This is a genomic window from Frigoribacterium sp. CFBP 13707 (assembly GCF_014842245.1).
Classification (GTDB): Bacteria; Actinomycetota; Actinomycetes; order Actinomycetales; family Microbacteriaceae; genus Frigoribacterium; species Frigoribacterium endophyticum.
This window is the reverse complement of record NZ_JACYVL010000001.1, coordinates 491621-514572: the sequence shown is the minus strand read 5'-3', so window position 1 is coordinate 514572 and position 22952 is coordinate 491621. Positions and strand designations below refer to the sequence as shown.

General features: G+C 72.8%; 21 protein-coding genes. 14 read left to right on the top strand and 7 right to left on the bottom strand.

The features are described 5' to 3' along the window. The first annotated feature begins 33 nt into the window (after nt 1-33). The 10 genes from IFT45_RS02275 to IFT45_RS02230 all read left to right on the top strand — a co-directional run bounded on the left by IFT45_RS02275 (nt 34) and on the right by IFT45_RS02230 (nt 11076). Nucleotides 34-1575 carry a CoA-acylating methylmalonate-semialdehyde dehydrogenase gene (locus IFT45_RS02275; RefSeq protein WP_192126487.1) on the top strand — a complete coding sequence of 514 codons (1542 nt, stop codon included), beginning with the start codon at nt 34-36 and terminating at the stop codon, nt 1573-1575. Nucleotides 1576-1587: 12 nt separating this feature from the next. Next, complete coding sequence (gene iolB, locus IFT45_RS02270) at nt 1588-2514, top strand: 5-deoxy-glucuronate isomerase (RefSeq protein ID WP_192046373.1); 927 nt, start codon at nt 1588-1590, stop codon at nt 2512-2514. Then, the gene (gene iolD / locus IFT45_RS02265; protein ID WP_192126486.1) at nt 2511-4409 is read left to right on the top strand and encodes a 3D-(3,5/4)-trihydroxycyclohexane-1,2-dione acylhydrolase (decyclizing); all 1899 of its coding nucleotides are present in this window, start codon (nt 2511-2513) and stop codon (nt 4407-4409) included. Before iolB ends, iolD begins: the two co-directional genes overlap by 4 nt. 47 nt (nt 4410-4456) lie before the next feature. After that, a complete protein-coding gene (locus tag IFT45_RS02260; protein WP_185233629.1) occupies nt 4457-5425 on the top strand; it encodes a sugar phosphate isomerase/epimerase in 969 nt (322 codons plus the stop codon). 33 nt (nt 5426-5458) lie between these two features. Continuing rightward, on the top strand, nt 5459-6520 hold the full coding sequence (locus IFT45_RS02255) for a Gfo/Idh/MocA family protein (protein WP_192126484.1): 1062 nt from the start codon (nt 5459-5461) through the stop codon (nt 6518-6520). Nucleotides 6521-6526: 6 nt separating this feature from the next. After that, nucleotides 6527-7396 carry a TIM barrel protein gene (locus IFT45_RS02250; RefSeq protein WP_192126762.1) on the top strand — a complete coding sequence of 290 codons (870 nt, stop codon included), beginning with the start codon at nt 6527-6529 and terminating at the stop codon, nt 7394-7396. A gap of 59 nt (nt 7397-7455) precedes the next feature. Next, a complete protein-coding gene (locus IFT45_RS02245) occupies nt 7456-8604 on the top strand; it encodes a transaldolase family protein (protein ID WP_192126482.1) in 1149 nt (382 codons plus the stop codon). A 126-nt stretch (nt 8605-8730) separates the two neighbouring features. Then, nucleotides 8731-9150: a tautomerase family protein gene (locus IFT45_RS02240; RefSeq protein ID WP_192126480.1), complete on the top strand. Its 420-nt coding sequence runs from the start codon at nt 8731-8733 to the stop codon at nt 9148-9150. A 42-nt stretch (nt 9151-9192) separates the two neighbouring features. Beyond that, complete coding sequence (locus IFT45_RS02235; protein ID WP_192126477.1) at nt 9193-10032, top strand: alpha/beta fold hydrolase; 840 nt, start codon at nt 9193-9195, stop codon at nt 10030-10032. A 417-nt stretch (nt 10033-10449) separates the two neighbouring features. Further along, nucleotides 10450-11076: a hypothetical protein gene (locus IFT45_RS02230; RefSeq protein ID WP_192126475.1), complete on the top strand. Its 627-nt coding sequence runs from the start codon at nt 10450-10452 to the stop codon at nt 11074-11076. A 39-nt stretch (nt 11077-11115) separates the two neighbouring features. Here IFT45_RS02230 and IFT45_RS02225 read toward each other — a convergent pair whose 3' ends face one another. Then, a complete protein-coding gene (locus tag IFT45_RS02225; RefSeq protein ID WP_192046236.1) occupies nt 11116-11934 on the bottom strand; it encodes a GntR family transcriptional regulator in 819 nt (272 codons plus the stop codon). Nucleotides 11935-12189: 255 nt separating this feature from the next. Here IFT45_RS02225 and IFT45_RS02220 point away from each other — a divergent pair, with 255 nt between their 5' ends. The 4 genes from IFT45_RS02220 to IFT45_RS02205 all read left to right on the top strand — a co-directional run bounded on the left by IFT45_RS02220 (nt 12190) and on the right by IFT45_RS02205 (nt 15728). After that, nucleotides 12190-13245, top strand: coding sequence for a methionine ABC transporter ATP-binding protein (locus IFT45_RS02220; protein ID WP_192126473.1), 1056 nt, complete (start codon nt 12190-12192; stop codon nt 13243-13245). After that, nucleotides 13242-14024: a methionine ABC transporter permease gene (locus IFT45_RS02215; protein ID WP_192126471.1), complete on the top strand. Its 783-nt coding sequence runs from the start codon at nt 13242-13244 to the stop codon at nt 14022-14024. The genes IFT45_RS02220 and IFT45_RS02215 overlap by 4 nt, the downstream gene beginning before the upstream one ends. A gap of 166 nt (nt 14025-14190) precedes the next feature. Further along, nucleotides 14191-15132, top strand: coding sequence for a MetQ/NlpA family ABC transporter substrate-binding protein (locus IFT45_RS02210; protein WP_192126469.1), 942 nt, complete (start codon nt 14191-14193; stop codon nt 15130-15132). Nucleotides 15133-15224: 92 nt separating this feature from the next. Next, nucleotides 15225-15728, top strand: coding sequence for a pyridoxamine 5'-phosphate oxidase family protein (locus tag IFT45_RS02205; RefSeq protein ID WP_192126467.1), 504 nt, complete (start codon nt 15225-15227; stop codon nt 15726-15728). A 90-nt stretch (nt 15729-15818) separates the two neighbouring features. Here the strand turns inward: IFT45_RS02205 and IFT45_RS16890 are convergent, their stop codons facing one another. From IFT45_RS16890 to IFT45_RS02175, 6 genes are all read right to left on the bottom strand, one after another. Next, a complete protein-coding gene (locus IFT45_RS16890; protein WP_197982109.1) occupies nt 15819-16331 on the bottom strand; it encodes a GNAT family N-acetyltransferase in 513 nt (170 codons plus the stop codon). Continuing rightward, a complete protein-coding gene (locus IFT45_RS02195) occupies nt 16328-17557 on the bottom strand; it encodes an MFS transporter (RefSeq protein WP_371810851.1) in 1230 nt (409 codons plus the stop codon). Before IFT45_RS02195 ends, IFT45_RS16890 begins: the two co-directional genes overlap by 4 nt. Next, the gene (locus IFT45_RS02190) at nt 17554-18432 is read right to left on the bottom strand and encodes a helix-turn-helix transcriptional regulator (RefSeq protein WP_192126465.1); all 879 of its coding nucleotides are present in this window, start codon (nt 18430-18432) and stop codon (nt 17554-17556) included. The genes IFT45_RS02195 and IFT45_RS02190 overlap by 4 nt, the downstream gene beginning before the upstream one ends. Before the next feature lie 86 nt (nt 18433-18518). Then, nucleotides 18519-20429 carry a beta-galactosidase family protein gene (locus IFT45_RS02185; RefSeq protein WP_192126463.1) on the bottom strand — a complete coding sequence of 637 codons (1911 nt, stop codon included), beginning with the start codon at nt 20427-20429 and terminating at the stop codon, nt 18519-18521. 110 nt (nt 20430-20539) lie between these two features. Next, the gene (locus IFT45_RS02180) at nt 20540-21895 is read right to left on the bottom strand and encodes an ABC transporter substrate-binding protein (protein ID WP_192126461.1); all 1356 of its coding nucleotides are present in this window, start codon (nt 21893-21895) and stop codon (nt 20540-20542) included. Nucleotides 21896-22004: 109 nt separating this feature from the next. Further along, nucleotides 22005-22952: a carbohydrate ABC transporter permease gene (locus IFT45_RS02175; protein ID WP_056056922.1), complete on the bottom strand. Its 948-nt coding sequence runs from the start codon at nt 22950-22952 to the stop codon at nt 22005-22007.

Below are 22952 nucleotides of genomic sequence, written 5' to 3'. Positions count from 1 at the left end.
GCGCCTCCTCTCGAGATCCGGAACGGAACCACCATGACCACCACCACCAGCACCACGTCCGCCGCCGGCGCCGTCGCCGCCGACGGCCGCCCCCTCGTCGCGCACTGGATCGACAACGCCGAGGTGCCCGGCACGAGCGGCCGCACCGCCCCCGTCTACGACCCCGCCCTCGGCGTCGTCACGAAGGACGTCTCGCTCGCCGACCAGTCCGAGATCGACGCTGCCGTCGCCTCCGCCGCCCGGGCCTTCCCCGCCTGGCGCGATCTGTCGATCACGAAGCGGCAGCAGATCATGTTCCGCTTCCGTGAGCTGCTCAACGAGCGCAAGGGCGAGCTCGCCGAGATCCTCACGTCCGAGCACGGCAAGGTGCTCAGCGACGCCCTCGGCGAGATCACGCGCGGACTCGAGGTCGTCGAGCTGGCGACGGGGTTCCCGCACCTGATCAAGGGCGAGTTCTCCCAGCAGGTCTCGACCGGGGTCGACGTCTACTCGACGAAGGCGCCCCTCGGCGTCGTCGGGATCATCAGCCCGTTCAACTTCCCCGCGATGGTGCCGATGTGGTTCTTCCCCATCGCGATCGCCGTCGGGAACACCGTCGTCCTCAAGCCCAGCGAGAAGGACCCGTCCAGCGCGATGTTCCTCGCCCGCCTCTTCGCCGAGGCCGGTCTGCCCGAGGGCGTGTTCAACGTCCTCCACGGCGACAAGGAAGCCGTCGACGGACTGCTCACCCACCCCGAGGTCAAGAGCATCTCGTTCGTCGGGTCCACCCCGATCGCGCAGTACATCTACGAGACCGCCGCCCAGCACGGCAAGCGCGTCCAGGCGCTCGGCGGCGCGAAGAACCACATGCTGGTGCTGCCCGACGCCGACCTCGACCTCGTCGCCGACAGCGCGATCAACGCCGGCTTCGGGTCGGCGGGCGAGCGCTGCATGGCGATCAGCGTCGTCGTCGCGGTGGAGCCCGTCGCCGACGAGCTGATCGAGAAGATCACCGAGCGCATGGCCGGCCTCACGGTCGGCGACGGCCGACGGAGCTGCGACATGGGCCCCCTGGTCACCGAGCAGCACCGCGACAAGGTCGCGAGCTACATCGACGTCGCCCTCGAGGACGGCGCCGTCGTCGTCGTCGACGGCCGCGGAGTCGAGGTCGACGGCGAGGCCGACGGCTTCTGGCTCGGCCCCACCCTGATCGACCAGGTGCCCCTGACCAGCCGCGTCTACACGGAGGAGATCTTCGGGCCCGTCCTCTCCGTCGTGAGGGTCGCCTCCTACGAGGAGGGCGTCGCGCTCATCAACGCCGGCGCGTACGGCAACGGCACCGCGATCTTCACCAACGACGGAGGCGCGGCGCGGCGCTTCCAGGCCGAGATCGAGGTCGGGATGATCGGCATCAACGTGCCCATCCCCGTGCCCGTCGCCTACTACTCGTTCGGCGGCTTCAAGGACAGCATCTTCGGCTCGGACAAGGCCTACGGGATGCAGGGCTTCGAGTTCTTCACCCGCGAGAAGGCGATCACGTCGCGCTGGCTCGACCCGAGCCACGGCGGCGTCGACCTCGGGTTCCCCCAGAACTGACCGGTGGACGACATGGACGACGAGACGCGCTGGTTCTTCCCCCGCGGCGACCTGGCCCACGACGACTGGCAGACCGTGGTCGACGGCGAGCTCGACGGCTGGCAGCACACCGGCCTGCGCGTCGGGGAGCTCGCCGACGGTGCCGAGCTGCGGCTGGCCCCACGGCAGGTGGAGCGCATGGTCGTGCCGCTGACCGGCGACGTCGTCGTCGAGTGGAGCGACGAGCGAGGCGGCTCGGGGACGGTCGAGCTCGCCGGGCGGCCCTCCGTCTTCGAGGGGCCGGCCGACGTCGTCTACCTCGGGGTCGGCACGGAGGCGCGCCTCACCGGATCGGGTCGCGTCGCGGTCGCCGAGGCGCCCGCCGACCAGGTGCTCGACGTGCAGGTGCTGCGTGCCGCCGACATCCCCGTCGAGATCAGGGGCGCGGGCCGCTCCACCCGACAGGTGCACAACTTCGGGACACCGGCGGGCCTGCACGCCCAGAAGTTGATCGTCTGCGAGGTGGTGACCCCGGCCGAGAACTGGTCGTCGTACCCGCCGCACAAGCACGACGAGTCGGTGCCCGGGACGGAGTCCCGGCTCGAGGAGATCTACTACTTCGAGTCCGCCGTCAGCCGTGGCCTCGACGCCCCCGGCCAGGCCGACCCGTTCGGCATGTTCGCCACCTACGGCTCGCCTGCCGGGCAGATCCAGGTGGACCAGCTCGTCCGCACCGGCGACGTCGCCCTCGTGCCCTTCGGCTACCACGGCCCGGCCGTCGCCGCCCCCGGGTACGACCTGTACTACCTCAACGTCATGGCCGGCCCCGACCCCGAGCGTGCGTGGCTCATCACCGACGACCCCGCCCACGGCTGGGTCCGCAGCCAGTGGGAGTCGCAGGACCCGGACCCGCGCCTTCCCTACCTCCCCTCAGCAGCACCGAAAGGACCCCGTCCGTGACGACGAAGCGACTCACCGTCGGCCAGGCACTGGTCGAGTTCCTGGCCGCCCAGTGGACCGTCGACGGCGACGTGCGGGAACGCACGATCCCCGGCATGTTCGGCATCTTCGGCCACGGCAACGTCGCCGGCGTCGGCCAGGCCCTGAAGCAGTACCACGTCGACCGCCCCGGCCTGATGCCGTACCTGCAGGCTCGCAACGAGCAGGCCATGGTCCACGAGGCCGTCGGCTACGCCCGGATGCACCGGAGGCGCGCCACCTACGCGAGCACCGCCTCCGTCGGCCCCGGCGCCGCCAACATGCTCACCGCAGCGGCCCTGGCGACGACCAACCGCCTCCCCGCGCTGCTGCTGCCGAGCGACACCTTCGCGACACGGGTCAGCGACCCCGTGCTGCAGCAGATCGAGATGCCGCACGACACCTCCCTGCAGGTGACCGACGCGTTCCGGCCACTGTCGCGCTTCTTCGACCGTGTCGACCGGCCGGAGCAGCTCTTCTCGATCGCCCTCGCCGCCGTGAGGGTGCTGACCGACCCTGCCGAGACCGGGGCCGTCACGATCGCCCTCCCGGAGGACGTCCAGGCCGAGTGGCTCGACGTCCCCGAGGAGTTCCTGCAGCCGCGGGAGTGGCACGTCCGTCGCCCCGTCCCCGAGCGCGGGCCGCTCGAGCGAGCCGTCGCCGCCGTCCGGTCCGCGAAGCGCCCCGTCATCGTCGCCGGCGGGGGAGTGCTCTACTCCGGCGCCGAGCAGCAGCTCGACGCCCTCGCCCGGTCGACGGGGATCCCCGTCGGGACCACGCAGGCCGGGGGAGGCGCGCTCGCCTGGGACCACCCCCAGTACCTCGGCGGCATCGGCGCCACCGGCACGACCGCCGCGAACCGCATCGCGGCCGAGGCGGACGTCGTCATCGGCATCGGCACGCGCTACAGCGACTTCACCACCGCCTCCCGCACTGCCTTCCAGGAGGCGGGCGTGCAGTTCGTGAACGTCAACATCGCCTCCTTCGACGCCTACAAACACGGCTCCCAGCTGCCCGTCGTGGCCGACGCCCGCGAGGCGATCGACGCCCTCGGCGCAGCCCTCGCGGAGCACACGGTCCCCGCCGAGCACGCGACGCGCGTCGCCGCCGAGAAGGCCGCGTGGGACGACCTGGTCGACGAGGCGTTCCTGCCGTCCGGTCTCGCACTGCCCGGCCAGCCCGAGATCATCGGCGCGGTCCAGGCCGCCAGCGACCCCACCGACGTCGTCGTCCAGGCGGCGGGGTCGCTCCCCGGCGACCTGCACAAGCTCTGGCGCGTCCGCGACCCGCTCGGCTACCACGTCGAGTACGCGTTCTCGTGCATGGGCTACGAGATCGCCGGCGGCCTCGGCGTCAAGCGCGGCGCCCCTGATCGCGACGTCATCGTCATGGTCGGCGACGGCTCCTACCTCATGCTCCACACCGAGCTCGTCACCGCCGTCGCCGAGGGCGTCAAGATCATCGTCGTGCTCATCCAGAACCACGGCTACGCCTCGATCGGCCACCTGTCCGAGACGGTCGGCGCCGACCGCTTCGGCACCCTGTACCGCAGGCTCGACCCCGACTCCCTCGACTTCCAGGGCAGCGAGGTCCTCCCGGTCGACCTGGCGATGAACGCCCGCAGCTACGGGGTCGACGTCATCGAGGTGCAGCCCACCGAGAACGCCGTCGCCGACCTGACCGCCGCGCTGGCCACGGCCAAGGCGTCGCCCACGACCACCCTCATCCACATCAACAGCGACCCCCTCGTCTACGCCCCCGACGGCGAGGGCTGGTGGGACGTCCCCGTCGCCCAGGTCTCCACCCTCGACGCCACCGAGGCGGCCCTCGCGGACTACCGCGAGCACCGGTCGGCCCAGCGTCCGCTCCTCGGCTGACTCCCTCCCCTCGACCTCACGACACGCTCACGAAAGGCACCGCCGCCATGACCGACACCGTCACCGATCCCGACGCCACACCCGTCGAGACCCCCTCCGCGACGACCGACCGGGGGCTGCGCATCGGCACAGCCCCCGACTCGTGGGGGGTGTGGTTCCCGGAGCACCCCAGCCAGATCCCGTGGCCGCGGTTCCTCGACGAGGTGCAGCAGGCCGGCTACCGGTGGATCGAGCTCGGCCCGTACGGCTACCTCCCCACCGACCCCCACCAGCTCGAGGACGAACTCGGCCAGCGCGGCCTCAAGCTCTCGGCCGGGACGGTCTTCACCGGCTTCCACAAGGGCGACGACCAGTGGCAGCGCGCCTGGGACCAGGCCCTCGCCGTCGCGGGGCTCGCCTCGGCGCTCGGCGCCGAGCACCTCGTCGTCATCCCCGACCTCTGGCGCAGCGACGCCACCAGCGAGGTCCTGGAGGCGCGCACCCTCACCGACGACCAGTGGACGGCGCTCGGCTCCGGCCACGACAAGCTCGGCAAGGCACTGCTCGAGGAGTTCGGGGTGAAGCAGCAGTTCCACACCCACGCCGACAGCCACGTGGGCACCCACCAGGAGACCGAGCGGTTCCTGGCCGAGACCGACGCCCGCTACACGAACCTCTGCCTCGACACCGGCCACTTCGCGTACTACGGCGGCGACGCCGTCCGCCTCGTCGAGACCCATCCCGACCGGATCGGCTACCTGCACCTCAAGCAGGTCGACTCCGACCTCCGCTTCACGGTCCTGAAGAACGACGTGCCCTTCGGCGACGCCGTCGCGATGGGCGTGATGGTCGAGCCCCCCAAGGGGGTGCCCGACCTGGCGCCGATCATCGAGGCGGTCAGCGACATCGACCCCGACATCTTCGCCATCGTCGAACAGGACATGTTCCCGGTCGAGTCGATCGACCTGCCGCTCGGCATCGCCACCCGGACCCGGGAGCACATCTTCAGCTGCTCGCGTCGCGTCCGTACCCACTAGTCGTCCCGTCACGCCGTTCGAAGGAGAACACCCATGAGCATCCCCAGCACCGGAAACCTCCGCGTCGCCGTCGTCGGCGCGGGCATGATGGGCGCCGACCACGTGTCGCGCATCACGCAGCGCATCAGCGGAGCGGAGGTCGTCGCCGTCGTCGACCCCGACGTCGCCCGCGTCACGGCAGCCGCGGAGCTCGCTCCCGGCGCCGAGACCTTCGCGTCGTTCGAGGAGGCACTCGCCGCCACGCGCCTCGACGCGGTCATCATCGCGACCCCGGGGTTCCTGCACGAGCCCGTCATCCTCCCGGCCCTGGAGGCCGGACTCGCGATCCTCAGCGAGAAGCCCCTCTCCGACACGGTCGAGTCGAGCCTCCGCATCATCGAGGCCGAGCAGCGGCTCGACCGTCCGCACATCCAGGTGGGCTTCATGCGTCGCTTCGACGCCGGCTACCTCGAGCTGCGCGAGCTCGTCGCGTCGGGGGCCCACGGCGCGCTGCTCGCCCTGCACTGCGCCCACCGGAACCCGTCGACGCCTCCCAACTTCTCCGAGTCGGCCCTCATCACCGACTCGGTCATCCACGAGATCGACGTCGTGCCGTTCGTCGTGGGCGAGCCGATCGTCTCGATCGAGGTCAAGAAGCCCCGCCGCAACTCCCTCGCCCCCGACGGGCTGCGCGACCCGCAGTTCGTGCTCCTCGAGACCGCCTCGGGCGTGCTGGCGATCGTCGAGATCAACGTGAACGTGCAGTTCGGCTACCAGGTGACGACGGACGCCGTGTTCGAGAGCGGCGTGGCGTCCATCGGACGCCCTCAGGGCATCGAGGTGGCCGCGGCGGGCAGCACCGGCCAGGGCATCACGCCGTCGTTCAAGGAGCGCTTCGGCGCGGCGTACGACGTCGAGGTCCAGCGCTGGGTCGACGCCGCGCACGCCGGCACCATCGACGGCCCCTCGGCGTGGGACGGCTACCTCGCGAGCGTCGTCGCCGACGCGGGCGTCGTCGCGCAGGCGTCGGGTGAGAAGGTGCCGGTGCAGTACGCGCTCGACAAGCCGGCCTTCTACGAGGTCTCGCCCGCCTCCTCCGTCCTCGCGGGGGCGTAGAGCATGGTGAAGATCGCCCTCGACCCGACGCCGCTGCACCACACCCACTCGCTGCTGGAGCTGCCCCGCAAGGTCGCCGAGCTCGGCTACGACCACCTCCAGCTGACCCCGCACGCGGACTTCATCCCGTTCTTCCGGCACCCGAAGGCCGACGACGACCTCGTCGACGCCTTCGCGGCTGCCTGCAGGGAAGCAGGGGTGCAGATCGCGTCCGTGCTGCCGGTGCTGCGCTGGTCCGGCCCGGACGAGGAGTCGCGACGCGCGGCCGTCAAGCAGTGGAAGCGGGTCATCGAGATCACGGCTCGTCTCGGCGTCGGCGTCATCAACACCGAGTTCAGCGGGCGCCCCGAGCGGCAGGAAGAGTCCGAGCGACAGTTCTACTGGTCGATGGAGGAGCTCCTGCCGATCATCGAGCGCGAGGGGATCCAGGTGTTCATCGACCCCCATCCCGACGACTTCGTCGAGGACGGCCTCGAGGCGCTGCGGGTCATCCGCGGACTGAACTCGCGGAGCGTCGGTCTCGCCTACGTGGCCTGCCACACGTTCCACTACGGCGGCGACATGGCCGGGATCATGGCGGCGGCCGGGCAGTCGCTGGGTCTGGTGCACATCGCCGACACGTTCGACCACAACCGCTCGCACGGCCTGCGCTACATCAGCAACCCGCCCGGCACCGCGGCCCGGGTGCACCAGCACCTCAAGATCGGCGACGGCGACGTCGACTGGGACGGCTTCTTCGGCGGCCTGTCCGAGATCGGCTTCCTCGACCGCTCGGACACGATCGCCGTGTCGAGCGTCTTCGCCGAGGACGAGTCGGTCGACGAGGTCAGCCGGTACCAGCTCGAGCAGATCCGCTCCCGCATCGCCGCCGCCTGAGCCCCGCAGCACAGAAGAGAGCCGCCACGACGGGGGCTCGACGACCTCCGAGGAGAGCCATGAGCGCCACCACCGACACCAGCTCCGCCACCGGCACCAGCTCCGCCACCGACACCGGCATCGCCGCGCCGTCGTCCGACGACCGGCCGAGCCTGCTCCGCGCCGCACAGGACACCCCCACCAGCCTCTGGAACGACTCGGCGGACCCCGCCGAACTGGCTGCCTCGATCGCGTTCGGCGCCGTCGGTGCGACCTGCAACCCGGTGATCGCCTACACGGTGATCAAGAACAACATCGACACCTGGGGCCCTCGTCTGCGCGAGATGGCCGACGAGCACCCGACCGCCGGCGAGTCCGAGCTGGGCTGGCTCGCCGTCGAGGAACTGAGCGTCCAGGCGGCGAAGCTGCTCGAGCCCGCCTTCCGGGCATCGGGCGGTCGGGACGGTCGGCTGTCGATGCAGACCGACCCCCGCCTCCACCGGGACGCCGCGGCGCTCGTCGAGCAGGCCGTGCACTTCTCCGGGCTCGCGGAGAACATCATCGTGAAGATCCCGGCGACCGAGGTCGGCATCCAGGCGATGGAGGAGGCCACGTACCGCGGCGTGAGCATCAACGCGACGGTCTCGTTCACGGTGGCTCAGGCGCTCGCCGTCGGCGCCGCGATCGAGCGCGGCCTCGACCGCCGCACGGCCGACGGGCTCGTGGACCACGAGTTCGGCTCGGTCGTGACCATCATGGGCGGTCGCCTGGACGACTGGCTCAAGGCCGTGGCGAAGCGCGACCACGTGCTGATCGAGCCCGGCCACCTCGAGTGGGCCGGCGTCGCGGCGCTCAAGAAGGCCCACCACGAGTTCGTGGCGCGCGGCTACCGGTCGCGGATCCTCTCGGCCGCGTTCCGCAACCACCTGCAGTGGAGCGAGCTCGTCGGGGGAGACCTCGTCGTCTCGCCTCCGTTCCAGTGGCAGGTCGACATCAACGCGAACTCGGTGCCTGCCGAGCACCGCATCGACGTGCCCGTCGACCAGGACGTCCTCGACGCGCTGCGCGAGAAGCTCCCCGAGGAGTGGCACCGGGCCTACGACGTCGACGGCATGACGATCGACGAGTTCGAGCGCTTCGGAGCGTGCGTGGTCACCCTGCGGCAGTTCCTCGAGGCCGATGCGCAGCTCGACGCCCTGGTGCGCGACGTCATCGTCCCTGCCGTCTGAGGCACGGCGGGGGAGGCGCGGTGTCCGTCACGGACACCGCGCCTCCCCCCCCGGCTGGACGTGGCACACCGGACCTTCGCTTGTTAGTATGTAAGAACATAACCCTCTGACAGAAGGACCCACCTCATGCCCCTCGTCCGCATCGACCTCATGGTCGGCCGTTCGCCGGAACAGGTCACCGCCATCGCCGACTCGATCCACGCCTCGATCGTCGAGGTCTACGGCATCCCCGTCCGCGACCGGTTCCAGGTCGTCACCGAGCTGCCCACGGGCCGCATCGTCGCCGAGGACGCCGGGCTGGGCTTCGAGCGGACCGACGGGGTCGTCATGATCCAGATCTTCACGCAGAGGGGGCGGAGCGACGAGACGAAGCAGGCCCTCTACGCCCGCATCGCCGCGGGGCTCCACGACCTGGGCGTCGCCGGCGAGGACGTCTTCATCGGGTACGTCGAGAACGGCCCCCAGGACTGGTCGTTCGGCTTCGGCGTCGCGCAGTACATGAACGGCGAGCTGAAGGTCCCCGCCGCGGCGCCCGCGGTCGGGTGACGCGGGCGCGCGCGCTCGCCCCTCGCTGCCTAGGCTGAGCCGATGGACCGCCTGACCCGCTACGAGCGTGACGGCCTCGTGTTCGAGACCACCGACTCCGGCCCCGCGGAGGGCGAGGTGGTCGTGCTGCTGCACGGCTTCCCCGCCACCCGGGCCAGCTGGCGCGACGTCGTGCCCCGGCTCGAGGCGGCGGGGCTGCGCTGCCTCGTGCCGCTGCAGCGCGGCTACTCGCCGGGCGCGCGACCGCGGGGGAGGCGCGCCTACCGGTCGACGGAGCTGGTCGCCGACGTCGTGGCCCTGCTCGACGAGGCCGGCGTCGACCGTGCCCACGTCGTCGGGCACGACTGGGGCGGGGCCGTCGCGTGGAAGCTCGCCGCCGAGCACCCCGACCGGGTCGCCAGCCTCACGGTGCTGTCGACGCCGCACCCCGCCGCCCTGGCCGCCTCGCTGACGTCGTCGTCGCAGGCGCTGCGCTCCTGGTACATGGGGGCCTTCCAGCTGCCGTGGCTGCCCGAGGTACTGCTCCGCCGCCGGCTGGCGCCCGTGCTGCAGGGCATGGGGCTGCCCGCCGAGCGGGCGGAGGAGTACGCAGACGCGATGCGCGACTCCCGGGCCCTCACCGGGGCGATCGCCTGGTACCGTGCCCTCTGGCTGCCGGGCGGAGGCGCGAGGCCGTCGCTGGCGACCGGTCGCGTCACCGTCCCCACCCGGTACCTGTGGGGTCGCCACGACACCGCGCTCGGGCGCCGCGCCGCCGAGCTCACGGAGCGTCACGTGTCGGGGCCGTACCGCTTCGTCGAGCTCGACGAGGGGCACTGGCTGCCCGAGGTCGCGCCGCGCGTCGTCGCGGAGGCCGTGCTGGACGCCGTGCGGGCGGACTGAACGACGAGGCCCGCGGCCTGACGGCGGCCCCGAGCCAGGGGCGGAGAGGGAACTGAGGTGGGGCCGGCATCGCGGACCCCTCCGCGGCGACCCCACCGCGAGGCCAGGGACCCGAATCCCACGACCTCGTGCGAACGGCTGAGCCGCCCGATGAGAGAGACAGTACAGGCTGTGAGCGCGAACAGGCGCGACGATGCCTCGACATGAAGAGGGTGTGACGCCCCTCGCGGTTCGGGCCGAGAGGGGCGTCCGTCCGCCGTCGGAGCGAGCCGACGGTGGGGCACATCGATCGGGGTACATCGAGGGCTAGGTGCCTCCGGGGGACAGCGCTCGACACTACGCTCCCGTCCGCCGCTCGCTCACAGGAATGCCTCGACGCGGCGTCCGCGCCCCCCGGGGCGCCGGTACGGTCGGGGGATGACCGACGCCACGCCCCCGGCCCTGTCCACCCGTCTGGTCGTCGCCGGCTCCCTCTTCGGCGGAGCGGCGCTCCTCTTCCTCCTGCGGCTCGTCGTCGTCGCTGCCGCGTCGTCGGCGTTCGTCTTCGTCACCGTGCTGCCGGTGCTGCTCTTCGCCGCCGCCCTCGTCGTGTCGGTCGCGCTCTGGCTGGTGAGCGGCAGCCGGTCCCAGCCGGGCATCGCGGGCCCCAGCCGCCCGGGCCGGCTCGGCCTGCGCATCGCCGCCGTGGCCCTCGTCGTGGTGCCGGCCCTGACCGCGGTGCTGCCGGCGCGCTCGCTGCTCGGCTGGCAGGTCGCCGTGCTCTCCAGCGCCGTGGAGTTCATCGGCCTGGTCGCGCTCGTGCTCGCCGCCGTCGTCGTCGTGCGGGTGCGCGTCGTGCCGGCGCTCGCCGGGTGGTCGCTGCTCGTCTGGGCCGCCCTCGCCGTGGTGCGGCAGCTCTTCTTCACGTCGCCCGTGTGGCTGGGCGAGGCCAGCGTCCTGATCGCCTGGGGAGGGCAGATCCTCGCCGTCCTCTCGGCGGCCTTCGTCGCGGTCGCCTGGCTGCTCGTCGGCCTGCGGCGGGGCCCGGAGGCGCGGGTCGGCTGACCGGAGCAGGCTCCGGTGGACTCGTGGCGTCGGTCGCGCCTACTTGTCGACCAGGGTGACCGAGAACGAGTAGAGGTCGGGTCGGTAGCAGTGGTACCCGACCTCGACCGCTCGCCCGGAAGCGTCGTAGGCCGTCCGGGTCATGGTGAGCAGCGGCCCGGCGGGCTCGATCTCGAGCAGCTCAGCCTCGCCGCGGGTGGCTGCACGGGCGCCGATCCGCTGCTTCGCCACCCGCATGGTCACCCCGCGGGCCCGCAGCAGCTGGTACAGCCCGTGGGCGGCCAGGTCGTCGGAGGCGAACTCGGCGAGGTCGCGCGGGAGGTAGTTCTCGAGCACCGCGACCGGCACGTCGTCGGCGAGCCGGAGGCGCCGGATGTGGTCGACGGCCGTCCCCGGGGGCAGGCCGAGCGCCGTCGCGACCTTGACGTCGGCGGGCACGACCTCGTGGCCCAGCAGCCGCGTCGACGGCGTCTGCCCGCTCGCGGCCAGGTCCTCGTAGAGGCTCGTCAGCTGCACGTCGCGCATCACCGGTCCGTGCACGACCTGGGTGCCGATGCCGCGGCGCCGCACGACCAGCCCCTTGTCGACGAGCTCCTGGATGGCGCGCCGGATCGTCGGGCGCGAGAGCCCCAGGCGCTCGCCCAGACCGACCTCGTTCTCGAGGCGTGAGCCGGGCGGCAGCTGGCCGCTGAGGACGGCGGACTCGAGGCGGACGGAGATCTGGTACCAGAGCGGCACCGGGCCCCCGCGGTCCAGGTCGGCGAAGAGGTCCGCGGGCAGCTCTCCGAGGGGACCGGACGCGGCGGTCGGCTCGGCCGCCCCGGGCGTCGTTCCGGGCGTCGTCGCGGCGTCGGTCATCGTGCCCCCTCCGGGTCGTCGGACCTCCATGTGCGGACAACCCTACGCGTCGGTGCCCGCCCGGCGGGGCAGACCCGCCCCGCCGGGGGCGCGATCGGTCGGCGCGGGCCCGTGACGACGCACGGGGACGCGCGACGACGCACGGGGTCACGGGGGGACACATGACGTGATGATCCCTCGCGGGCCGACCCGCGCCTCCCTATGCTCGGCGGCACCCGGCGGGAGCCCCCCGCCACACCGACCCAGGAGGACACCATGATCAGCCTCGAGGCGCTGACCAAGGTCCACGTGACCGGCACGACGCGCACCACCGTGCTCGACCACGTCGACTTCTCCGTCGGCGCCGGCGAGATCGCGGCCGTCGTCGGCCCGAGCGGAGCGGGCAAGAGCACGTTGGCGGAGTGCGTCACGCTGCTGCAGCGCCCCACCTCGGGCCGGGTCGTCGTCAACGGCGACGACCTCACGGCCCTCGGCGAGCGCGACCTGCGGGTCGCCCGCCGCCGCATCGGCACGGTCTTCCAGTCGGACGGGCTCTTCGGTCGTCGCACGGCGGCCCAGAACGTCGCGCTGCCGCTCGAGTACCTCGGCGTCACGCGCGCCGAGGCGCGTCGCCGGGTCGCCGAGCTGCTCGACCGGGTCGGCCTCGGGCACCGGGCCGACGCCCGGCCGCACGAGCTGTCGGGCGGGCAGCGTCAGCGCGTCGGCATCGCCCGGGCGCTCGCGCTCCGGCCCAGCGTGCTGCTGGCCGACGAGGCCACCTCCGGCCTCGACCCCGCCTCGACGGCGTCGATCGTGGGCCTGCTGCGCGAGCTGCGCGACGACCTCGGCCTGTCGATCCTCTTCGTCACCCACGAGATGGACACCGTGCTGCAGATCGCCGACAGCGTCGCCCGTCTCGACCACGGCCGCGTCGTCGAGCGGGGGCGGCTGCTCGACCTGCTGCGCGACCCCGCGTCGCCGCTCGGCACGGCGCTCCGCCCCGCCCGGCAGGCGGCCGAGGCCCCGCACGGCGCGGGGCCGTGGCGGCTCGACTACGTCTCGGCTGACGTGCCGGCCGACTGGCCCTCCCGGCTCGGCGAGGCGCTCGGCGCCCCGGTGGCCCTGCTCGGCGCCTCGGTCGAGAGCCTGGGAGGCGCCACCGTCGGCCACGCCACCGTGGCCGTCCCCGAGGCGGTCGCCGACCGCCTCCCCGGGGTCGCCGCGGCGCTCGGGCTCGCGGCCCGCCGCGCCGGGCAGGGCGCCGCCCCTGCTCAGACCCTGGACGTCGTGGGCGTCGTGGCCGGCGTGGCCGGTTCGGAGCTGGTCCGATGAGCGCCCTGCTCGCCGCCGGGGCGCCCGCGGCCTACGACAACTCGGTGCCCCTCGCCGAGATCCCGGCGCTCGTGCTGCCCGCGCTCGGCGACACCCTCCTCATGGTCGGCATCGTGATGGCGATCGTCGTCGTGCTGGGCGTGCCCCTCGGCGCGCTCGTGCACAACCTCGGCCCGGCCGGCCTCGCCCCCGCCCCCGCGGTGCACACCGTGCTCAGCGGGGTCGTGAGCATCGGCCGCTCCCTGCCCTTCCTCATCCTGATGGCGTCGATCGTGCCGTTCACCCGCTTCGTCACGGGCACGAACATCGGCATCGCCGCGGCGGTCGTCCCGATGTCGATCGCTGGCGTCGCCTTCTTCACGAGGATCGTCGAGAACTCGCTCCGCAGCGTCCCCTCCGACCGGGTGCGCGTCGCGACGGCGAGCGGGGCCTCCCCTCTGCAGATCGTCCGCACCGCCCAGCTCTCGGAGGCGCTGCCGAGCCTGATCGGCGGCCTCACGATCAACACGATCGCCATGATCGAGTACTCGGCGATCGCCGGCACCATCGGCGCGGGCGGCATCGGCTACGTCGCCGTCACCTACGGCTACCAGCGCTTCGACCACACGGTGATGATCGTCACGATCGTCCTCCTCGTGGCCACCGTCGCCGCGGTGCAGCTGATCGGCGACGCCGCCGTCCGAGCCACCAGCCCGGAGCCGGTGCCGCGCCGACGCTGGTGGCGTCGCCGCTCCGACGGGCCGACGCCCGTCGCCGTCACGGCCGTCACCGCCGTGTGACGTCGGCCGGGGCCCCTGGCGCACCGCGCCTCCTGCCCGTCGGCCCCGACTCCTCTCGTCTCCTCGTCTGCTCCTCTCCTCCTCACCGGACCCGGCCCCGCCGTGGTCGCCGGTGTGCCGCCACGCCCTCCGCAGCCCCGGCTGCCCGCTCCGAAGGACCCTGATCATGCCCGAGAACACGCCCGCCGCCGCCGACCCCGCCCGCACGGCCGCCCCCGCGGCCTCCGCCCACGACCACGGCTTCGAGCTGAAGCGTCGTCGTCGCTGGCCCTGGATCGCGGGCGGGGCGGCGGTCGTCGTCGCCGTCGCGGTCGCCGTCGTGGTGCCGCTCGTCCGCCCCGACGTGCCGGCCGTGGCCGAGGCGGGCGCGACCCTGACGGTCGCGACCGCCGAGGGCAACGCCTCGGAGCAGGCGCTCGTCCAGTTCGTCGCCGACGAGGTGGCCCCGAAGTACGGCATCTCGGTCGAGTTCGAGGGGCTGAGCGACAGCAACACGATCAACCGCGCGGTCAGCGAGGGCGAGATCGCCGGCACCGTCTACCAGCACTCCCTCTGGCTCGACCAGGTGCTCGCGGCCAACCCCGACTTCCGGGAGGAGGCGGCGACGCCGGTCTTCCGCTGGGGCTTCGGCCTCTGGTCGTCGAAGTACACCGACGTCAGCCAGATCCCCGACGGGGCGACGATCTCGCTCTACTCCGACCCGGCCAACGAGGCGCAGGGGCTGTCGGTGCTGGAGCGCGCCGGCCTGATCACGCTGAAGGACGGCGTCGACGTGGGCCACGCCACCCAGGACGACATCGCGTCGAACCCCAAGGGCCTCCGCTTCACCCTGCTCGACTTCGCGGCCCAGTCGCGGGCGCTGCCCGACCTCGACGCCGCCGTCGGCTACACCGAGTACTACCTGGCGGCCGGCATCCCGATCGAGCAGCAGATCTTCGCCCCCGCCGCCCCCGACGAGTTCGCCGGCCAGCTCACGATCGGCAGCGACTTCGCCGACGAGGCGGCGGTGCGCAAGCTCGTCGAGGCGTTCCGCGACCCCGCCGTGCAGGAGTTCCTCGCGACCGACCCGCGGGTCGCGGGCATCCTGCTGCCCCTCGACGCGGAGTAGCCCGAAGGCTGGGCGCGCGCTGCCCGGGGGAGAGCAGAGTGGGGGCGACCCCGGGCGCCCACCGCACCCGGCCCTGCGCGAAGGAGCACACCATGACCGACACCACCGGCACCACCAGCACCCACGACGACGACGTCGCCAAGCTCGCGGGGCTGCTCCGCGGCTTCGACTTCGCGATGCTCACGACCATCGACGAGGAGGGCGCCCTCGTCGGCCACCCGATGACCGTGCAGGAGGCCGAGTTCGACGGCGACCTGTGGTTCATCGTCGGGCAGGACTCCTCGGCCGTGCACCACCTGGGGCGCGAGCGGACGGTCGGCGTGACGCTGAGCTCGAACGACTCCTGGGTGTCGCTCGCCGGCACCGCCGCGGTGGTCGACGACCACGCGAAGCTCGAGGAGCTGTGGAACAGCCGCGTCGAGGCGTGGTTCCCCGACGGGCCCGCCGACCCCAACGTCGGCCTGGTGAAGTTCAGCGCCGACAGCGCCGAGTACTGGGACACCCCCGGCGGCAAGGTCGCCTCGGTGCTCTCCTTCGTCAAGTCGAAGGTGACCGGCGAGGCCCTCGAGGGCGAGAACGAGAAGATCGAGCTGTAGCGGCGACCGCGGCGACGGCGACGCCGCGCCGCCGGAGGGCCCGGCACCCGAGCGGTGCCGGGCCCTCCAACGTCCGTCGACGAGCCGGTGTCAGAGCTCCCGGCCGAGCGACACCGTCTCCGGCTCGTCGGCGTAGTGGCCGTAGTCGGGCACCGGCTCGTACCCGGCCGAGCGGTAGAGCCGGATCGCCTCGGGGTGCGCCGTGTTGGTCTCGAGCACCATCCAGGTCACGCCGGAGTCGCGGGCCGACTCCTCGAGCCAGCCCAGCAGTCGTCGCGAGACTCCCCGGCCGCGGTGCCCGGGCCGCACGAACAGCCGCTTGAGCTCGCCGCGCCCGTCGGGCAGCAGTCGCCAGGCTCCCATGCCGACGGGCTGCCCCTCCCGCGAGCCCTCGCGGTCCGAGCCCGCCGGCTGCGGGCCCTCCGACAGGTACGCCACCGCGAACGCCCCGCGCGGCGGCTCGAACTCCGCGGCGTCGATCGGGCTCTCGTCGCGGCCGCCGTAGATCTCGACGTAGAGCTGCTGGAGGCCCTCGACGAGCTGCTGCACGTCGGGGTGGTCGTACGGGCGGGCGACGATGGCGAGGTCGTGCGGTGTGCTCACCCGACCAGTCTGGCGGGGAAGGCGGTGCGCCGCCCCCACAGCGTGAGCACGAACGCCGCCGAGCCCCCGACGATCATGACGACGGGCAGCACGAGCCCGTCGGCGTGCTGGAGCAGCACCGCTCCGACGATGCCGGCCGCGAAGATCGCGACGTTGAACGCCACGGGCAGGAACGAGTTCGCGACGTCCTGCTCCGCGCCTCCCGCCGTCGTCAGGGCGGCCTGCAGCTGCGCCGAGGCGCCGCCGAAGGTGAGGCCCCAGAGGACGGCTGCGACGACGACCGCGGCGGTGACGTCGCGGCCGACGAGCAGCACGACCCCGGCCAGCACGAAGACGGCGAGGCTGCCGCGCAGCAGGGGCCGCGGGTGGCGGTCGAGCAGGGCCCCCGTCAGCACGACGCCCCCGATCGACGCGACGCCGTAGAGCAGCAGGAGGAGCTCGACCGAGAGGTCCGCGCTCGTCGACCGCAGGTACGGGGCGACGTAGGTGTAGATCGTGTTGTGCCCGAGCATCCAGGTGGCGATCACCGCGAGGATCACCGCGATGCCGGGCAGCCGTGCCACGCGGAGCAGGGGGAGGCGGCGGGCCGCCGCGTCGCCGGTCGCCGCGGGCGCCGTGGCGGCGGGCACCACGAGGGCGATGAGCACCGCGACCACCGTGGCCACGAGCGACAGCCCGCCGAACGACCAGCGCCAGTCGAGCGTGCTGCCGATCCACGAGCCGAGCGGCGTGCCGAACGCGAAGCCGAGCGGGGCGCCGGTGGAGACGATCGCGAGCGACAGCCCCGCCCGCGACGGCGGGCTGATCCGGCGGCCGTACGCCGCGAGCATGCCCCAGATGACGCCGGAGAAAGCCCCGGCGACGAAGCGGGAGGCCAGCGACAGGGCCACCTCGGTCGAGCCCGCCGTCACGGCGTTGGCGACGACGAGCCCCGCGACCGCGCCGAGCAGCAGGGGCTTGCGGCGGAGGCCGCGGGTCAGCGTGATGGCCGGCACGGTCACGACGACGGTGCCGAGGGCGTACGCGCTGATCAGGAGCCCGACCGTGCCCTCGCCGGTGTCGAGGCCCGCGGCGATCTGCGGCAGCAGCCCGGCCGGCATGGTCTCCATCGCGACCAGCACGAAGCCGATGGCGGCGAGCAGCACGAGGGCGACGACCGGCAGGCGCGTCACCTCGCCCTGCGGCGGCCGAGGGTCGACCGGGGCCGTCGCGGGGGTCGCGCTCACGAGCGCTCCGGCACGGCGTCGACGCCCTCGGTGGCTGCCCACGAGGCCAGGAGCGCGAGCCCCTCGGCCGACGGGCTGCCCGGCGCCGCCGGGTAGACGGTCATCGAGTGACCCGGGGCGTCCTGCAGCTCCATGACCAGGTAGTCGAGCTCGAGCAGACCCACGACGGGGTGACGGAACGACTTGGCTCCCGAGTAGTGTCGGCGCACCTCGTGGGCGGCCCAGCGCGCGCGGAACTCGTCGCTGCGCACCGAGAGCTCGCCGACCAGCTCGGCGAGGCCCCGGTCTCGGGGGTCGCGGCCGGCGTCACGGCGCAGGATGGCCACGTTGACGGCGGCCGCGCGCTCCCAGTCGGGGTAGAACTCCCGCGCCCGCGGGTCGAGGAAGATGAAGCGCGAGTGGTTCGCAGGCCGCTCGTCGCCGCGGTACATCTCGGAGTAGAGGGCGACGCCGAGGGCGTTGGCGGCCACCATGTCCATGCGCGTGTTGGTGACGAACGCGGGCGCCGCGGTGACCGCGTCGAGGAGGTGCTGCACCGGCGCCTGCAACGCGGCCCCGCGTGCCTCGACGACGGGGCCGCGACGGCGGGTGGGCGCGAACGACCGGGCCAGGTCGTACAGGTGGTCGTGCTCGGCGCGGGTCAGCTCGAGGGCCCCGGCGATGGCGTCGAGGACGCTGTCGGAGACGCCGCCGAGGTCGCCCCGCTCGAGGCGCGTGTAGTAGTCGACGCTCACCCCGGCGAGCGTCGCGACCTCGTCGCGGCGCAGCCCCGGCACGCGCCGGCGACCACCGCCGCGACCGAGGCCGGCCTGCTCGGGGGTGATGCGCGCCCGGCGGCTGGAGAGGAAGTCGCGCACGTCAGCTCGGGGGTCCATGCCGACGACGATACGGCCGGCCCGCCGGCGGAGGCAGGCCCTGCGAGGGCCCGCCTCGGAGGCTCGACCTCGTGGCCAGGCCCCCGCTACGACTCCAGGTGCCCCAGGTCGGGCTCGGCCACGAACGACACCTCGGGCCGAGCCGCGGCGCCGGTCTCGAAGACGACGAGGTCGTTGTCGCCGGCCCGCAGCTGCTCGCCGGGCACGTAGAGCGTGTGCTGGGGGCCGCGCGTCCAGTACCGACCGAGCGCGAAGCCGTTCACGAAGGCCACGCCCTTGCCCCACGAGCGCGTGTCGAGGTAGAGGTCGGCGGGCTCGTCGACGGTGACGGTCGCATGCGCGAACACGGGCCCGTCGAGGAACCGCACCGAGCCCGCGGCGCGGTCGGCCCGGCGGGTGACTCTCGCCACCATCGCGTCGAGGTCGAGCGGCAGCGACTCCCACTCGAGCAGCTCTGTGCCGTCGAGCAGGGCGGGGCCGACGAGGCCCTTCGCCTCGCCGATGTGGCGGCCGTAGTTGACGCGGCCCTGGTCCTCGACGAGCACCTCGAGCCGCGCGCCGGGCGGCACGACGATCGAGCGCTCGTGCTGGTCGCGCTGCAGCACGCCGACGCGGCGGCCGTCGACCGAGACGACGGCGCGGTCGCGCACGCCGGCGAACGAGAGCGCCCGGGGGCCGTCGCCGGTCGGCAGCGCCACGCGGTGCAGCGAGAACCCGCGGAAGGCGCTCAGCTCGTCCATGGTGGGCACGGCCGCGGTGCGGTGCCACTGCCCGGCGGCGGGGGCCACGGCGGCACGGCGACGGGTCGCGGTCGCGACCGACGCGCGCGTGTCGACCCGCGACTCCTGCCCGGCCGCCCCGGCCTGCCCGCGGTCGTCAGCGTCGCCCGCGTCGCCGACCAGCTGGTCGAGCGGCACGACGGCGTCGAAGTCGGTCCGCAGCACGGGCGCCGGCGTGCGGCGCGCGGGCAGCTCGTCGGGCACCGGCGCCCAGCGGGCGATGACGTCGCGGAAGGCGAAGAACTTGTCGGTGGGGAAGCCCGCCTCGTCGAGGGGGGCGTCGTAGTCGTACGAGGTGACGTGCGACTGGTACGTGCCCTTGTGGTTCGCGCCGTTGGTGAAGCCGAAGTTGGTGCCGCCGTGGAACATGTAGATGTTCACCGAGGCTCCGGCCGCGAGCAGCGCGTCGAGCTCGCCCGACGCCTCGGCGACGGGGGTCGTGTGGTGGTGCTCGCCCCAGTGGTCGAACCAGCCGTCCCAGAACTCGGAGCACATCAGCGGGCCGGTCGGCTGGTGGCGACGCAGGGTCGCGAGGCGCTCGTCGGCGCGCGAGCCGAAGGAGCCCGTGCGGTGCAGGTCGGGCAGGCTGCCGCGCGAGAGCATCTCGTCGGTGGGCTGGTCGACCGTGGTCAGCGGCACGGTCACGCCGGAGGCGCGGGTCAGGTCGACGAGGTGGCGCAGGTACTCCGCGTCGTCGCCGTACGCGCCGTACTCGTTCTCGATCTGCACGAGCACGACGGGGCCGCCGGCGTCGATCTGCCGCGGCACGACGATCTCGTAGACGCGGGCGAGGAACTCGTCGACGGCGGCCAGGTAGAGGGGCTCGCTGCGGCGGACGCCGACCGCGGGGTCGTCGAAGAGCCAGCCGGGCAGCCCGCCGCCGTCCCACTCCGCGCAGATGTAGGGGCCGGGGCGCACGATCGCGTGCATGCCCTCGGCGGCCACCAGGTCGAGGAACCGGCCGAGGTCGAGGCCGCCGGTCGCGTCGAACTCGCCGCGCTGGGGGGAGTGGGCGTTCCAGGCGACGTACGTCTCGATGGTGTTGAGCCCCATCAGCCGCGCCTTGTGGATGCGGTCGGCCCACTGGTCGGGGTGGACGCGGAAGTAGTGCAGCGCGCCGGCGAGGACGCGGTGCGGGGCGCCGTCGAGCTCGAAGTGCTCGGGGCCGACGACGAAGCGGCGGCTGGTGGCGGCGGAGGCGGGCACGGGGCTCGACATGTGGCGTGTCCTGTCGGTGGCGGGGAGTGCGGGGGGAGGTGCGGCGGACGCACGGCGGGGAGGCGCGACCTGCGTCGTGCCTCCCCGCCCGGTGCCCGGGAGCGCGGGCGTTACTTCGTGGTGACGTCGAAGCCCTGCTGCGTGCCGTAGTCGGCGGACGCCTTGCCCCACGCCTCGAGGACGGGGTCGAGCGAGGTGCCGTTCGAGTAGGCCGACGACGCGCTGTCGCTGTAGATGCTGTTCGCGTAGACCTGGAAGGGCAGGTACTGCCAGTCGGGCACCACGTCGGCGGCGGCCTGCGACAGGACCTCGTTGATCTTCTGGCCGCCGAAGTACTCGGGGGCCTCGGCCAGGAAGGCCGGGTCGTTCAGGTCGGACGTGGTCGAGGGGAACCCGCCGGCGTCGAACGAGATCTGCTTGCCCTCCTCCTCCGCGGTCGCGAACTTGGTGAACTCCGCCGCGACGAGCTTGTTCGACGACTGCTCCATCACGGCGATGGACGATCCGCCGTTCTCGGCGGTCGCGGTGTCGCCCTCGGTGTACTGGGGCATGGGGGCGACGCGCCACTGGCCGGAGCCCTCGGCGGCCTGCGCCTCGAGGTTGCCGGGCATCCAGGCGCCCGTCAGCAGCGTGGCGATCGAGCCGTCGCTGAGGCCACGGAACCACTCGTCCGTCCAGCCGGGGGTCTGCGCGAGCGAGCCGTTCTCGACCAGCGTGTTCCAGGTCGAGGTCCACTTCTTCGCGCCCTCGTCCTGCAGGTCGATCGAGACCGTCTCGCCGTCCACCTTGTACGGCTGACCGCCGGCCTGCCAGATCATGCTCGTGGTGAAGCCGGCGTCGCCGGTGTCGCTGGTGATGAACTGGTTCGGGTCGGCCGAGTGCATGGTCTCGGCGGCCGCGACGTACTCGTCCCACGTCGTCGGCACGGAGATGCCGTACTTGTCGAAGACGTCCTGGCGGTAGAACATCGCCATGGGGCCGGAGTCCTGGGGGAGCGCGTAGACGGCGTCGCCGTCGGTGACGGAGTTCCAGGTGGAGGCGGTGAAGTCGTCCTCGAGGTCGTCGTAGCCGAACCCGCTCAGGTCGGCCAGCGAGTCGCTGAGCGAGAACTGCGGGATCGCGAAGTACTCGACCTGGGCCACGTCGGGCGCGCCCTTGCCGGCCTTGATGGCGTTCTGCAGCTTGGTGTACTGGTCGGCGCCGGTGCCGACGTTCTGCACGTCGACGGTGATGTCGGGGTACTTGGCCTCGAAGGCCTCGGCGATGGGCTCGACGGCCGGGGCCCAGGCCCAGACGGTGATCGTCGACTTCTCCGTCAGGGCCGCGGCGAGCTCGTCGGCCGACGCCGTGTCGGGGCTCGAGCCGCCGCCGGAGCCGGAGGAGCAGGCCGCGAGCGAGCCGGCGAGGACGACGCCCAGGCCCAGCGCGATGGCGCGCTTGGCGGAGCGGGGGAGGGAACGGGACATTGTGGTGCCTTTCACTTCATCGTGGAGGTGGTGCCGTGGTGATGGTGCGGGTGATGGTGCGGGTGGTGGTGCAGGGGGGAGGACGAGGGAGGCGCGGGTCGCGACGGCGTCAGGCCTTGACGCCGCCGGCCGACAGGCCGGACTGCCAGTAGCGCTGGAGGAAGAGGAACGCGACCACGATCGGGATGATCGCGAGGAACGAGCCCGTGATGACGAGGTTGTAGATCGGGTCGCCGCCGACGGTGGTCGACTGGGCGTTCCACTGGTTGAGGCCGACCGTCAGCGGGTACCAGCGCGAGTCGCTCAGCATGATCAGCGGCAGGAAGTAGTTGTTCCAGGTCGCGACGATCGAGAACAGCAGCACCGTGATGAGGCCGGGGCTGAGGAGGCGCAGGCTGATCGTGAAGAAGGTGCGCACCTCGCTGGAGCCGTCCATCCGGGCGGCCTCGAGGATCTCGTTCGGCACGGAGTCGACCGCGTACGTCCAGATCAGGTACAGGCCGAAGGGGCTGATCAGGGAGGGCAGGATGATCGCCCACGGGGTGTTCGTCAGGCCCATCTGGCTGAACATCAGGAAGGTCGGGACGGCCAAGGCCGTGCCGGGGATGGCCACGGCGCCGAGCACGACGGCGAAGACCGCCTTCTTGCCGGGGAAGTCGAACTTGGCCAGCCCGTAGCCGGCCAGGGTGGCGAGCAGCGTGGCGCCGCCGGCGCCGACGACGACGTAGAGGAGCGTGTTGCCGAGCCAGCGGATGAACTCGCCGTCACCGTAGGTGAAGACGCCCGCGATGTTGTCGAAGAGGGCGAAGTCGCCGCTGAACCAGAGCCCGAACGAGCTGAAGAGGGCCTCCTGCGTCTTGGTCGAGTTGACCAGGAGCCAGAAGAGGGGCAGCACCGAGTAGATGAGCAGCAGCGCCATGACGAGCGTGAGCAGCACGCTGCGCTTGTCGCGCGGGGCGCCGGCGCGGCGCTTGCGGTCGCGCGTCTCGCGCGTCGGGGTGACGGTCGGGGTGCCGGCGTCGGGCGCCGCGAGGGGGGAACCGGTGAGGGTCGACAT

Bases quoted from the DNA above. Each gene is read 5' to 3' on its own strand.
- IFT45_RS02180 (WP_192126461.1), bottom strand. From the start codon at position 21,895: ATGTCCCGTTCCCTCCCCCGCTCCGCCAAGCGCGCCATCGCGCTGGGC.
- IFT45_RS02255 (WP_192126484.1), top strand. From the start codon at position 5,459: ATGAGCATCCCCAGCACCGGAAACCTCCGCGTCGCCGTCGTCGGCGCG.
- IFT45_RS02235 (WP_192126477.1), top strand. From the start codon at position 9,193: ATGGACCGCCTGACCCGCTACGAGCGTGACGGCCTCGTGTTCGAGACC.
- IFT45_RS02240 (WP_192126480.1), top strand. From the start codon at position 8,731: ATGCCCCTCGTCCGCATCGACCTCATGGTCGGCCGTTCGCCGGAACAG.
- IFT45_RS02230 (WP_192126475.1), top strand. From the start codon at position 10,450: ATGACCGACGCCACGCCCCCGGCCCTGTCCACCCGTCTGGTCGTCGCC.
- IFT45_RS02275 (WP_192126487.1), top strand. From the start codon at position 34: ATGACCACCACCACCAGCACCACGTCCGCCGCCGGCGCCGTCGCCGCC.
- iolB (WP_192046373.1), top strand. From the start codon at position 1,588: ATGGACGACGAGACGCGCTGGTTCTTCCCCCGCGGCGACCTGGCCCAC.
- IFT45_RS02245 (WP_192126482.1), top strand. From the start codon at position 7,456: ATGAGCGCCACCACCGACACCAGCTCCGCCACCGGCACCAGCTCCGCC.
- IFT45_RS02210 (WP_192126469.1), top strand. From the start codon at position 14,191: ATGCCCGAGAACACGCCCGCCGCCGCCGACCCCGCCCGCACGGCCGCC.
- IFT45_RS02185 (WP_192126463.1), bottom strand. From the start codon at position 20,429: ATGTCGAGCCCCGTGCCCGCCTCCGCCGCCACCAGCCGCCGCTTCGTC.
- IFT45_RS02260 (WP_185233629.1), top strand. From the start codon at position 4,457: ATGACCGACACCGTCACCGATCCCGACGCCACACCCGTCGAGACCCCC.
- IFT45_RS02225 (WP_192046236.1), bottom strand. From the start codon at position 11,934: ATGACCGACGCCGCGACGACGCCCGGAACGACGCCCGGGGCGGCCGAG.
- IFT45_RS02220 (WP_192126473.1), top strand. From the start codon at position 12,190: ATGATCAGCCTCGAGGCGCTGACCAAGGTCCACGTGACCGGCACGACG.
- IFT45_RS02175 (WP_056056922.1), bottom strand. From the start codon at position 22,952: ATGTCGACCCTCACCGGTTCCCCCCTCGCGGCGCCCGACGCCGGCACC.
- IFT45_RS02190 (WP_192126465.1), bottom strand. From the start codon at position 18,432: ATGGACCCCCGAGCTGACGTGCGCGACTTCCTCTCCAGCCGCCGGGCG.
- IFT45_RS02205 (WP_192126467.1), top strand. From the start codon at position 15,225: ATGACCGACACCACCGGCACCACCAGCACCCACGACGACGACGTCGCC.
- IFT45_RS02215 (WP_192126471.1), top strand. From the start codon at position 13,242: ATGAGCGCCCTGCTCGCCGCCGGGGCGCCCGCGGCCTACGACAACTCG.